The following is a 12,070-nucleotide window of genomic DNA, read 5'->3' as shown; positions in this document are numbered from 1 at the left end:
CGATAGAAACGATAGCATGCCCTCCCAGAATCCAGTGGCAGCAATAGAAACCATAATAATCGAAGGCGCTAAGACGCTATTTATGCATTAACCTTTAGCAATCAGTTGCTGTAATACATTCACGATGATTGCACGACAGACAGGAAAATAGGGAAAGCTATGATGTCAGGAAAACACACTGCAAAGACCCATCAGGCCGCCAAAAAACGCTGGCTAGACTCTCATGATACTGGCTACCACAAAAGTATGGGCCGACGTCATATACAGATGATCGCTATCGGTGGCTCTATTGGTACGGGGTTATTTTTAGGCACCGGTGCCCGCTTGCAAATGGCTGGCCCCGCACTGGCCTTAGTGTATCTGGTGTGTGGGATTTTCTCGTTTTTTATTCTCAGAGCACTTGGTGAATTAGTCATGCACCGCCCAACCAGTGGCAGCTTTGTTTCTTACGCCCGCGAATTCCTCGGTGAGAAAGCATCCTATGTTGCCGGATGGATGTATTTCCTTAATTGGGCCATGACCGGGATTGTCGATATCACTGCGGTGGCCCTTTATATGCACTATTGGGGGACATTCTCTGATGTTCCGCAGTGGCTATTTGCACTGGGTGCGCTCTCAATTGTTGCCACCATGAATATGATTGGCGTTAAATGGTTTGCTGAAATGGAATTTTGGTTTGCACTGATCAAAGTCGCAGCCATTGCTATCTTTCTGGTCGTGGGTGCTATCTTCCTCGGCACAGGGCAAAGTGTTGCCGGGCATCCCACCGGTATACACCTGATAACCGATAATGGCGGATTGTTCCCCCACGGGTTGTTACCCGCGTTGATATTGGTTCAAGGGGTGATATTCGCCTTTGCCGGTATTGAATTGATTGGTACGGCAGCCGGGGAATGTAAAGACCCGGAAAAGATGCTGCCAAAGGCAATTAATAGTGTGATTTGGCGGATTGCCCTATTTTACGTCGGTTCGGTGGTGCTACTGGTGTGTCTGCTGCCATGGAATGCCTATCAGGCCGGCCAAAGCCCTTTTGTCACCTTCTTTAGTAACTTAGGCGTCCCCTATATTGGGACCATCATGAATATCGTGGTACTTTCTGCCGCACTTTCCAGTTTGAACTCTGGCCTTTACTCGACAGGTCGCATTCTGCGCTCATTATCCATGGGTGGCTCAGCACCTAAATTCATGTCCAAAATGAGCCCACAATCTGTTCCCTACGCCGGCATATTGGTTACCGTGGGTATCTATGTCTTCGGCGTGCTACTTAACTATCTGGTACCATCACAGGTATTTGAAATCGTTCTTAATATTGCCTCTTTGGGTATTATCAGCTCATGGGCATTCATCATTATCTGTCAGATGAAATTACGTCAGGCAATAAAGCAGGGAACAGCAAAACCCGTATCCTTTAAAATGCCCGGTGCGCCGGTCACATCCTGGCTGACGCTGTTTTTCCTGGCAGGTGTTTTAGTGATGATGGCTTTCGACTATCCGAATGGGACCTGGACTATCGCCACATTGCCGGTGGTGGCCGTGTTATTGGTTGCCGGTTGGTTTAGTTTACGTAAGCGCGCCACTGAGGTCGCTGCCGCACCGGTAGAGACAATGCCCAAACAGCGCCCGCGGGAAGATATAAACGCTTCAGAAGTGGCTCTGGCTAAGTTACGCGAACAAAACTCCACCGTTTAAGCCCATCGTTAGCCCGTAGGTTGATAGAGAGACCTACGGGCTGAATCGACACGCTTAGTGGCGGTTACGCACCAGTTGATAACGGCGCGTTAAATATTCGATGGGTACGCTCCAGATATGTACCAAGCGTGAGAATGGGAATAAAACAAAAAGGGTCAATCCCAAGACAATATGCAACTTGAAAATCAAGGCTACATCTGTCAGATAGGCCGATGCTCCGGTGCGGAAAGTCGCAATTGACTGCGCCCAACCGACCAATTTCATCATCTCGCTACCATCCATATGTTGAGCAGAAAACGGAATACTCAGTAGCCCCAAGCTAACTTGTACCACCAGCAATATCAGAATCAGGATATCTACCCGGGTACTGGTTGCTCTGATCCTCGAGTTAGTCAAGCGGCGGTGTAGCAGCATGACACCACCGACTAACATCATCAGACCGCAGGCACCGCCAGCAATCATCGCCATTTTTTGTTTTATCTCTATCGGTAAGAACGATTCATACATCCAATGTGGCGTCAGCATACCCAACACATGGCCGAAGAATATCCCCAGAATACCGATGTGGAATAAATTAGATGCCAGCCATACACCTTTCTTATCTAACATCTGACTGGAGCCTGCTCGCCAGCTATATTGCCCATAGTCGTAACGCAACCAACTACCCACAAAGAAAATCACCATTGCCATGTAAGGATAAATATCAAAAAAGAATTTATTCAAAAAGCTCATAAGATGGCTCCTTTACGGTCCGTCGCCACATGGGACTGAACGACTTTTTTGCCCTCTGAGGCGGACTGAATACTGAGATATTGTGGTAGTACGGCATCGGCAAGGTGTTTGGGGGGCATCCCCTGCTGAGCTGATGCACACCCCTGCGTGCCGAGGAATTTCACTTGCTCCTCTTCCCATACCGCATCCAGTGCTTTGGCGGTGTCATCCCGGCTTTCACCCGCCACTTTATCGCCCAGATTTTCACTGCGGATAGCACTGCCAGACAGCACTAACAGCAGATCAAACAACTGGGCATAGTCGCTATCCCGCTGATGTAAACGTGCCCCCAGCAGCGCCAAAATGGGTGCAATATCCTGCAAACCCAAGGTGATATCCTGCACGGGCTGGTTAGCCAGATACTCAAGATAAAGTGGCAGGAAATCAGGCAACTCTTTACAGTCAAGCACTAACCCCGCACGTTGATACTGTGCCATGAGGTCCACCATGGCCTGACCACGATCGCGCGACTCACCATGCACATGTTCAAATAGCAACAATGAGGTGGCTCGCCCCCGGTCAAATAAGCCGCAATAGCTAGCCTGACACTCAAGCAATTCGCTCTGACATAATGTATTGATAAATTGCCTGAGACGATGAACCTGTTCCGTCGTGAGTTCGTCGGCGTTGTCGAGCGCCTCAATAACTTCTTGCCGGTTTTGCCACAAATCAATATCTGGGTATTCCAGCAAACGTGAAATGATTCTCAAACTAATCATGAGTGGCCCCCTGGTCAGTCTTACGTGTGACATCAACGGCATCAATGCGGCGGCTATTGAACAAATTGAAACGGCTGTCACTGCCATGGCAACCATCGCCGAAACTGAAGCCGCACCCCTTACTTTCCGGGAAAGCGTCGCGGGCTATTTCACGGTGGCTGGATGGAATGACAAAGCGATCTTCATAATTAGCAATCGCCAGATAGCGGTACATCTCTTGCGCTTGCGCCTCTGTTAGCCCCACCGCCTCCAGTGCACTGAGATCAGTTTTACCCTCAACGGTTTCAGCCCGTTTATAGTGGCGCATTGCCAGCATCCGTTTCAGTGCCATTAATACCGGTTGAGTATCACCGGCAGTCAGTAAGTTGGCTAAATACTGAACCGGGATACGCAGGCTTTCCACATCCGGTAGCACGCCGCTGTGGGGCAGCGCGCCAGAGTCTGCCGCGGACTGAATCGGTGACAACGGCGGGACATACCATACCATCGGCAAGGTCCGGTATTCGGGGTGCAACGGCAGTGCCAATTTCCATTCCACTGCCATTTTGTAAACCGGGGAGCGTTGGGCGGCCTCAATGACACTTAAGGGAATACCCTGTTTCTGCGCTTCGGCAATCACCAGCGGATCATGGGGATCGAGGAAAATATCCATTTGCCGTTGGTAGAGGTTTTTCTCATCAGTAGTAGCAGCGGCTTGTTCAATGCCATCCGCGTCATACAGTAGTACCCCCAGATAACGAATGCGCCCCACACAGGTTTCTGAACAAACGGTCGGTTCACCGGACTCAATGCGTGGATAGCAGAAAATACACTTCTCCGACTTGCCGCTTTTCCAGTTGAAATAGATTTTTTTATACGGGCAACCGGTCAGACACATACGCCAGCCCCGGCATTTATCCTGATCAATCAGCACAATACCGTCTTCAGCCCGTTTATAAATTGCCCCGCTGGGGCAAGTTGCGACACAGGCGGGGTTAAGGCAGTGTTCACATAAACGTGGCAAATACATCATGAAGGTATGTTCAAATTGCCCATACATCTCTTTCTGAATATGGGCGAAGTTCTGGTCTTTAGATCGCTTAGAAAACTCACCGCCCAGGATCTCTTCCCAGTTAGGGCCGTTCTCGATTTTCTCCATTCGTTGACCGGTAATCAGCGAACGTGGGCGAGCCACCGGCTGATGTTTTCCAGCCGGTGCGTTGTGCAAGTGCTGGTAATCAAAATCGAAGGGTTCGTAATAATCATCTAATGCTGGTACATCAGGGTTAGCAAATATCTTAGCGAGGACCCCGACTCGGCTCCCCATACGGGGAGTCAGTTTGCCATTAATCTTGCGGATCCAGCCCCCCTTCCATTTATCCTGATTCTCCCAATCGTGCGGATAACCCAGCCCCGGTTTGCTTTCAACGTTGTTAAACCAGGCATATTCCATACCCTCGCGGCTGGTCCAAACATTTTTGCAGGTTACTGAACAGGTATGGCAGCCAATGCATTTGTCCAGATTCAGAACCATGCCGACTTGTGAACGGATTTTCATAGTTTGCCCCCGGTTTTGCTCTGGTTTTGCTGTTCGTCATCCAGCCAATCAATCTTATTCATCTTGCGCACCACCACGAACTCATCGCGATTGGACCCTACCGTGCCGTAGTAGTTAAAGCCGTAGGCTAATTGCGCATATCCGCCAATCATATGGGTTGGTTTTGGACTGATACGGGTGACTGAGTTATGAATACCGCCACGTTGGCCGGTAATTTCAGAACCGGGGATATTAATAATGCGCTCCTGTGCGTGGTACATCATGGTCATGCCTGACGGAATTCGCTGGCTGACGACGGCACGAGCAGTTAATGCGCCATTACTGTTAAACGCCTCAATCCAGTCGTTATCTTCTATCAGCAGATCTTTGGCATCATCTTCACTTAGCCAAACGATAGGCCCCCCTCTCGACAGTGTCAGCATCAACAGGTTGTCACTGTAGGTTGAGTGAATGCCCCACTTCTGATGGGGGGTCAGGAAGTTAAGTGCTTTCTCTGGGTTACCGTTCGGCTTCTTATTAAGCAAAGGTTGGGCGGCACGGGTATCTATTGGCGGGCGATAGCACAGCAAACTCTCACCAAAAGCACGCATCCATTCATGATCCTGATAAAGTTGTTGCCGGCCTGAAAGGGTGCGCCACGGGATCAACTCATGAACATTGGTGTAACAAGCATTATAGGAAACATGCTCATCTTCCAAGCCGGACCAGATTGGACTGGAAATGATTTTGCGTGGTTGCGCCTGAATATCGCGAAAACGAATTTTTTCATCTTCTTTATTCAGAGCTAAGTGAGCATGTTGGCGACCGGTAAGTTGTTCCAAAGCCTGCCAGGCTTTTACCGCCACCTGACCGTTGGTTTCAGGGGCCAAGGATAAAATCACCTCTGCGGCATCAATAGCAGTATCAATTCTTGGTCGTCCGGCGGCAGGGCCGTCAGGCTGGGTATGGTTAAGTTTTTTGAGGAAATCAATTTCAGTCTGGGTATTCCAGTTAATCCCTTTGCCGCCATTACCTAATTTATCCAATAGGGGACCCAAGGCAGTAAAGCGAGCATAGGTTGCTGGGTAATCGCGCTCGACCACCACAATGTGCGGCGCGGTTTGGCCCGGTATCAGTTCACATTCACCTTTTTTCCAGTCCTTTACACCATATGGCTGTGCCAGTTCGGCTGGCGAATCATGTTGGATCGGTAAGGTCACTACATCGGTTTCCTGACCTAAATGGCCGACGCAAACTCGAGAGAAGGTTTCGGCAATATCTTTGTAGATATCCCAGTCGCTTTTAGACTCCCAGGCAGGATCCACCGCCGCAGACAGCGGGTGAATAAACGGATGCATATCCGAGGTATTCATGTCGTCTTTTTCGTACCAGGTTGCGGTGGGTAAAATGATGTCTGAATAGAGACACGTACTAGACATGCGGAAATCCAATGTCACGACTAAATCCAGCTTGCCTTCGCCTCCCTGTTCCTGCCATTCAACCTCTTCCGGCATCACCCCACCTTGCTGGCCCAAATCTTTACCCTGAATACCATTTTCCGTACCCAACAAATACTTGAGCATATATTCATGCCCTTTGCCGGAAGAACCCAGTAGGTTGGAACGCCAGACAAACAAGTTTCGCGGGAAGTTTTGTGGATCATCTGGCTGTTCAGCGGCAAACCTCAGTGACCCGTTTTTAAGGCTATCGACGGTATATTCTACCGGTGTTTGACCGGCTTGTTGTGCGCTGGCGGCAAGGGTTAATGGATTGCAATTCAGCTGCGGGGCCGAAGGCAACCACCCCATACGTTCGGCGCGCACATTAAGGTCAATCAGACTTGGGCTAAAGCGCGAACTGTCGGCCAAGGGAGAGAGTAATTGGGTGGTGCTGACGGTCTCATAACGCCACTGACTGGAGTGATTATAGAAAAATGACGTACTGTTCATATGGCGCGGTGGACGTTGCCAATCGAGGCCAAATGCCAAAGGTAACCAGCCGGTTTGTGGTCGCAGTTTTTCCTGCCCCACATAGTGCGCCCAACCGCCGCCACTTTGCCCGACACAGCCGCAGAAAATCAGCATATTAATCAGTGCACGGTAGGTCATATCCATGTGATACCAGTGATTAATACCGGCCCCGACGATAATCATCGAACGGCCATGGGTTTTCTCGGCATTATCCGCAAATTCACGCGCAATACGGATAATATCCTGACGTGCAACGCCAGTAATTTTTTCAGCCCAGGCAGGGGTGTAAGCTTTTATATCGTCATAACTGCTGGCGCAGTTGTCATCAGCCAACCCCCGATCCAGGCCATAATTTGCCATCATCAGATCATAAACACTGGTCACCAGTGCTTCACTGCCATCGGCTAATGGCAACCGTTTTACCGGCAACTTGTGTTGCAGTATTTCCTCTAGCGCAACACTTTGAAAATTCTCACTGATTTCGCCACCAAAGTAGGGAAATCCAACATTAACAATAGCATCATGTTGACCCAATAAACTGAGTTGTAATGAGACTTCCTGCTGCGTTTTGCCCTCGCGCTGCTCAAGGTTCCATTTACCCTTTTCACCCCAGCGATAACCGATAGACCCTTGCGGCGCTACCAACTGCCCGCTGTTACCGTCAATGGCAATGGTCTTCCATTCCGGGTTATTCTCCTCTCCCAGATTATCCACCAGATCGGCGGCGCGCAGTAACCGCCCGGCGGCATAATCGCCGCTATGACGAGGTTCAAGTAATACCAGCATCGGCATGTCAGTGTACTGACGCATGTATTCAACAAAGTAGCTGCTTTGTCGTTGTAGATGGAATTCATTGAGGATCACATGCCCCATTGCCATCGCCATGGCACTGTCTGTTCCTTGTTTCGGATTCAGCCATTGGTCACACAGTTTAGCGACCTCTGCATAATCCGGCGTCACCGCAACAGTCTTGGTCCCTTTGTAACGGACTTCGGTAAAGAAGTGGGCATCGGGTGTGCGGGTCTGCGGAACATTGGAACCCCAGGCAATAATATAGGATGAGTTGTACCAGTCAGCGGATTCTGGCACGTCAGTTTGCTCACCCCAGGTCATCGGTGATGCCGGAGGCAAATCGCAATACCAGTCATAGAAACTGAGGCAAACACCGCCGATCAATGAAAGATAGCGCGCGCCCGCCGCGTAGGAAACCATCGACATCGCTGGAATCGGTGAAAAACCGATAATCCGATCCGGCCCATACTGTTTGGCGGTATAGACGTTAGCGGCGGCAATCAGTTCATTCACTTCCTGCCAGGTCGAACGGACAAAGCCGCCCCGGCCACGAGCTTGCTTATAATCCTTTGATTGTACGCTGTCGCCAACAATTGAAGCCCATGCATCCACCGGATCACTGTGCAGCACTTTGGCAGCACGCCACAATTGCAACAGATTCTTGCGCATCATCGGGTACTTCAGCCGATTAGCACTGTACAAATACCAGGAATAGCTGGCCCCACGTGGGCAACCACGGGGTTCATGATTAGGTAAATCCGGGCGGGTACGCGGGTAGTCAGTTTGCTGGGTTTCCCAAGTGACCAACCCATTTTTGACATAAATCTTCCAGCTACATGAACCCGTACAATTCACACCATGAGTTGAACGTACCACTTTGTCATGCTGCCAGCGGCTACGATAGCCATCTTCCCAATCACGATTGGTGTCCAGTGTCTGGCCATGGCCTTGTGCAAAAGGCTCAGCAAGTTGTTTAAAATAACGAAATCGGTCAAGAAATTTGCTCATCGGGAGACCTCCTGATTGGGGACATAACGGCCCTGTTTATTTTTATAAGTGGATTAACATTGCTCAATGTTGCTTATTTATTGGACCGTACCGGTCAACGTGGTTTTTTGGTCGCCATACCCGCGTTAAGCTTGCGCCCGTAGACAAACCAGGTGATCAATACGCAAACCACATAAAAAACCACGAATAGCTTCATCGCGCCGGCCGGTGAACCGGTCAGGGCCAGCGACGTACCAAAGGATTTAGGAATAAAGAAACCGCCGATAGCGCCAATGGCTGAGATGAAACCCAGTGCCGCCGCCGATTCTCTGACGGCATCGTGCTGTGCTTGTTCATCACTACCACCAGCGAGGGTCACCCGATCGACAGTTAACTTGCGAAAGATCACCGCAATCATCTGAAACGTTGATCCACTGCCCAGTCCCGCCGTCAGAAACAGCAGCATGAATACGCCAAAAAAGGCAAAGAAGGAGCCGTTAACATGGGTACCCGGTAAGGTGAGGAAGAGTAATGCCGCAAATATTGCCATCAGAATAAAATTGACGAAGGTGACGCGAATGCCGCCAAAGCGATCAGAGAGCGCACCGCCCATTGGACGAGCCAGTGCGCCCAATAGCGGGCCGAAGAAAGCGTAATGCAGGATGACAACATCAGGAAATTGTGTTTTTGCCAACATGGCAAATCCGGCTGAGAAACCAATAAATGAACCAAAAGTTGCCAGATATAACACCGCCAAAATCCACAAATGACCACGTTTCAGGACCGGTAATTGCTGGATAATCGACGCTTTTGCAGCAGACAAGTCATTCATACCAAACCAGGCTGCCACACTGAATATCAGCAAAAAGGGGATCCAGATATAGGCTGCGTTTTGCAACCAGAGCTGGCTACCATCCGCTTGTGGATAGCCACTGCCCATAAAGGCACTGAACACTCCAACCGAAATAGCCATAGGGGCGATAAGTTGCATCACACTGACGCCAAGATTCCCCAATCCCCCATTAAGGCCCAGCGCGCCCCCCTGCCTGGCTTTTGGGAAGAAGAAACTGATATTAGCCATGCTGGAGGCAAAGTTCGCACCGGCAAAACCACACAACAATGAAATCAATACAAATGTTCCATACTGGGTGGTGCTGTCCTGTACCGCGATACCTAACCAGAGGCAGGGGATAACCAGAAACAGTGTGCTAATAGCCGTCCAGCGACGACCACCAAAGACCGGTATGACAAACGAGTATGGAACACGTAACAGTGCCCCCGATACTGAGGGTAATGCTGTCAGCATGAACAGTTGATCGGTGGTAAAGTTAAAGCCCACTTTATTCAGATTCACTGCAACCGCACTAAACAGCATCCAGACACAGAAACTCAGTAACAATGCCGGTACTGAAATCCACAAATTTCGCCGGGCGACACTATGCCCTACCTGTTGCCAGAACTGTGGATCTTCCGGGTACCACTGCGGTATTGATTGGCCACCGGCTAATTTTGCCGGGATAGCGGAAGATGATGAGTTAGTTAATGGTGTCGGAAAGTGCGACATAAAAACCTCAGTCAGGGTGACCACAAACGGGAAGTAATACGTCACCCTAGGCACCAGAGGCTATTTCAAAGTTGATTTACATCAAGAGGATGTGAAGTTAACTTTTAGCTAACAATACCCATACATCATTTGTGGGTAGTGGGTTTTCTGGCAAAAAATAGCCTCTTTTCATTTAGTTGCCGATGTGAATGTTTTCTTGAAACCGAGTAATACACCCGCTGACTATTAGGGGGTACTCCCTATTGGTTATGGGGTAATAGTCAAGGATGAGGAAGAATATCGATCAACCCTTCCGTTCGAGGTATTTACCCTCTCAGCTACAGGAACTATTCATGAGTGAACAAGACGCCGCGACCATCCTGTTGATTGATGACCACCCGATGCTAAGGCACGGTATTAAGCAATTAATTAGCATGGCACCTGGGTTATCCATCGCAGGTGAAGCCAGCAACGGTGCTCAAGGTATTATTCTCGCCACCAATCTTGATCCTGATTTGATCATGCTGGATTTAAATATGCCGGGCATGAATGGATTGGAAACACTGGATAGATTGCGTCAGCAGCCACTATCCGGGCGAATTGTGGTGTTTACCGTTTCTGACCATCAGGATGATGTCATCAGTGCCTTAAAACGCGGGGCCGATGGTTATCTGCTAAAAGATATGGACCCTGAAGATTTGCTGGTCTCACTGTATGATGCAGCAGCAGGACAAATGGTTCTCAGCGATGCATTGATGTCGATACTGGCAATCAACCTCCGCGAGAATCGGTCTGATAATGAGCGCGATATTAACACCCTCACCCCACGCGAACGCGACATATTGAAGCTGATCGCTAAAGGGTTACCGAATAAAACCATTGCCCGGAAATTGCTGATTGCAGAGAGCACCGTTAAAGTTCATGTCAAACATCTGTTGAAAAAAATGAAGCTGAAATCGCGGGTTGAAGCCGCAGTATGGGTATTACAAGAGAAAATACTATAGCTTGCTAAGCAGAAAATCACGTAACACTACCGCCTGATTTTGTTGCGTGTCGCGACTGCCATACAGCAACGTAATTGGCTGTTGTTTCAGTACGTCCAGTAAAGGTTGCCAGGCCGTTGAGCTATCAAGCTGGGCCTGATAACGCACCACAAACTCTGGCCAATCTAAACATTGATGAAACCATTTTCGTAATGCATTTTCCGGTGCCACTTCTTTTAACCATACCACCCCTAACAGGCGGGTTTTGCTAATGCCTCGCGGCCACAGCCGATCAGTCAAAAAAGTATTGGCTTGATATGGCGGCTGAACATCGTAAACACGCGCTAAAGTGATGCGATTTTCCATTGTTGTACTCCTCCTTTGTGCGGTATATATGCCATGTTAAACGATATCAACGTGAGTTTGTCGCCCAACCACAGATTTTATTCATGAAGTTACGGCAGAAGCATCTAAATACTTCACCACTTCCCATACCGGAAATTTTAGCTGTATCTGGTCAGCATCCTGTAGGGTTAAAGGTATTAATAGCAAACGATCCGTCAGTAACGATTCCATCAAATAGTCCCTTTACAAGGCAGCCTCTAAAGCATCAATATCGTGAAACGCGAGAGTCACGAAAACAGAAAATACCACGGGTGGTTATAGCTCGACAACGGTACTCAGTTATAGCAAAGTTTAATCACCACAACCATATGGATAAATGCCATGATAATTATTTCTTCATAAATACGAACATGTTATATTCATTTCAATTAAATCATTGGTGAATAAAATGACCACTGTACCGCTTAATACCACCCGGCAGATGAAACAAAAAAATATCATGTTGGTTGCAAGCACATTAAAATCGCTGTCATCCGCAACCAAAGGAGATATATCTGCTCAAACTGGATTAAGCTTGGCAACATGTGGCACCATTTTGAATGAATTATGTTCAAAGGGCGAAATCATTGAAGAATCCATTGATGAATCACGTGGTGGCCGGCCAGCAAAGCGCTATATATATAACTCAAATTACTTTAGCATATTAAGTATTTATATTGAAGGGAGCGATACCTCCGGCGTTATATCGTCATCCC

Annotated in this window: 9 protein-coding genes and 1 pseudogene; 3 read left to right on the top strand and 7 right to left on the bottom strand. The window is 48.8% G+C overall.

Features of this window, described 5'->3' with window-relative positions:
- Positions 1–159: 159 nt before the first annotated feature.
- Positions 160–1,689: an L-asparagine permease gene (ansP, locus tag V1952_RS15560; protein WP_420075066.1), complete on the top strand. Its 1,530-nt coding sequence runs from the start codon at positions 160–162 to the stop codon at positions 1,687–1,689.
- 54 nt (positions 1,690–1,743) lie between these two features.
- Here ansP and narI read toward each other — a convergent pair whose 3' ends face one another.
- From narI to V1952_RS15535, 5 genes are all read right to left on the bottom strand, one after another.
- Positions 1,744–2,421 carry a respiratory nitrate reductase subunit gamma gene (gene narI / locus V1952_RS15555; RefSeq protein ID WP_372558822.1) on the bottom strand — a complete coding sequence of 226 codons (678 nt, stop codon included), beginning with the start codon at positions 2,419–2,421 and terminating at the stop codon, positions 1,744–1,746.
- The gene (gene narJ / locus V1952_RS15550) at positions 2,418–3,179 is read right to left on the bottom strand and encodes a nitrate reductase molybdenum cofactor assembly chaperone (RefSeq protein WP_420075065.1); all 762 of its coding nucleotides are present in this window, start codon (positions 3,177–3,179) and stop codon (positions 2,418–2,420) included. The genes narI and narJ overlap by 4 nt, the downstream gene beginning before the upstream one ends.
- Complete coding sequence (narH, locus tag V1952_RS15545) at positions 3,172–4,716, bottom strand: nitrate reductase subunit beta (RefSeq protein ID WP_372558820.1); 1,545 nt, start codon at positions 4,714–4,716, stop codon at positions 3,172–3,174. Before narH ends, narJ begins: the two co-directional genes overlap by 8 nt.
- The gene (locus V1952_RS15540; RefSeq protein WP_420075064.1) at positions 4,713–8,465 is read right to left on the bottom strand and encodes a nitrate reductase subunit alpha; all 3,753 of its coding nucleotides are present in this window, start codon (positions 8,463–8,465) and stop codon (positions 4,713–4,715) included. Before V1952_RS15540 ends, narH begins: the two co-directional genes overlap by 4 nt.
- A 94-nt stretch (positions 8,466–8,559) precedes the next feature.
- Positions 8,560–10,008: a NarK family nitrate/nitrite MFS transporter gene (locus V1952_RS15535; protein WP_420075067.1), complete on the bottom strand. Its 1,449-nt coding sequence runs from the start codon at positions 10,006–10,008 to the stop codon at positions 8,560–8,562.
- A 332-nt stretch (positions 10,009–10,340) separates the two neighbouring features.
- Here V1952_RS15535 and narL point away from each other — a divergent pair, with 332 nt between their 5' ends.
- On the top strand, positions 10,341–10,991 hold the full coding sequence (gene narL / locus V1952_RS15530; protein WP_042569642.1) for a two-component system response regulator NarL: 651 nt from the start codon (positions 10,341–10,343) through the stop codon (positions 10,989–10,991).
- Here the strand turns inward: narL and V1952_RS15525 are convergent.
- Complete coding sequence (locus V1952_RS15525) at positions 10,986–11,336, bottom strand: DUF488 domain-containing protein (RefSeq protein WP_372558818.1); 351 nt, start codon at positions 11,334–11,336, stop codon at positions 10,986–10,988. The two genes, narL and V1952_RS15525, sit on opposite strands and share 6 nt — an antisense overlap.
- A gap of 81 nt (positions 11,337–11,417) precedes the next feature.
- Positions 11,418–11,546 (bottom strand): hypothetical protein, encoded by a 129-nt coding sequence (locus V1952_RS15520; RefSeq protein ID WP_420075063.1) that lies wholly within the window; start codon positions 11,544–11,546, stop codon positions 11,418–11,420.
- Between the two features lie 217 nt (positions 11,547–11,763).
- Between V1952_RS15520 and V1952_RS15515 the strand changes: the two are divergent.
- A pseudogene (locus tag V1952_RS15515) lies at positions 11,764–12,070 on the top strand (ROK family protein); the annotation flags it as partial.

The organism is Yersinia sp. 2542 StPb PI (genome assembly GCF_048593855.1).
Taxonomy (GTDB): domain Bacteria; phylum Pseudomonadota; class Gammaproteobacteria; order Enterobacterales; family Enterobacteriaceae; genus Yersinia; species Yersinia enterocolitica_E.
Note: the sequence above shows the minus strand (reverse complement) of the source record. Positions and strands in the feature narration are given on the sequence as shown.

What these genes read in the sequence shown, in the direction of transcription:
- V1952_RS15535 (WP_420075067.1), bottom strand. Translation starts at nt 10,008, where the DNA reads ATGTCGCACTTTCCGACACCATTAACTAACTCATCATCTTCCGCTATC.
- narI (WP_372558822.1), bottom strand. Translation starts at nt 2,421, where the DNA reads ATGAGCTTTTTGAATAAATTCTTTTTTGATATTTATCCTTACATGGCA.
- narL (WP_042569642.1), top strand. Translation starts at nt 10,341, where the DNA reads ATGAGTGAACAAGACGCCGCGACCATCCTGTTGATTGATGACCACCCG.
- narH (WP_372558820.1), bottom strand. Translation starts at nt 4,716, where the DNA reads ATGAAAATCCGTTCACAAGTCGGCATGGTTCTGAATCTGGACAAATGC.
- narJ (WP_420075065.1), bottom strand. Translation starts at nt 3,179, where the DNA reads ATGATTAGTTTGAGAATCATTTCACGTTTGCTGGAATACCCAGATATT.
- V1952_RS15525 (WP_372558818.1), bottom strand. Translation starts at nt 11,336, where the DNA reads ATGGAAAATCGCATCACTTTAGCGCGTGTTTACGATGTTCAGCCGCCA.
- ansP (WP_420075066.1), top strand. Translation starts at nt 160, where the DNA reads ATGATGTCAGGAAAACACACTGCAAAGACCCATCAGGCCGCCAAAAAA.
- V1952_RS15520 (WP_420075063.1), bottom strand. Translation starts at nt 11,546, where the DNA reads ATGGAATCGTTACTGACGGATCGTTTGCTATTAATACCTTTAACCCTA.
- V1952_RS15540 (WP_420075064.1), bottom strand. Translation starts at nt 8,465, where the DNA reads ATGAGCAAATTTCTTGACCGATTTCGTTATTTTAAACAACTTGCTGAG.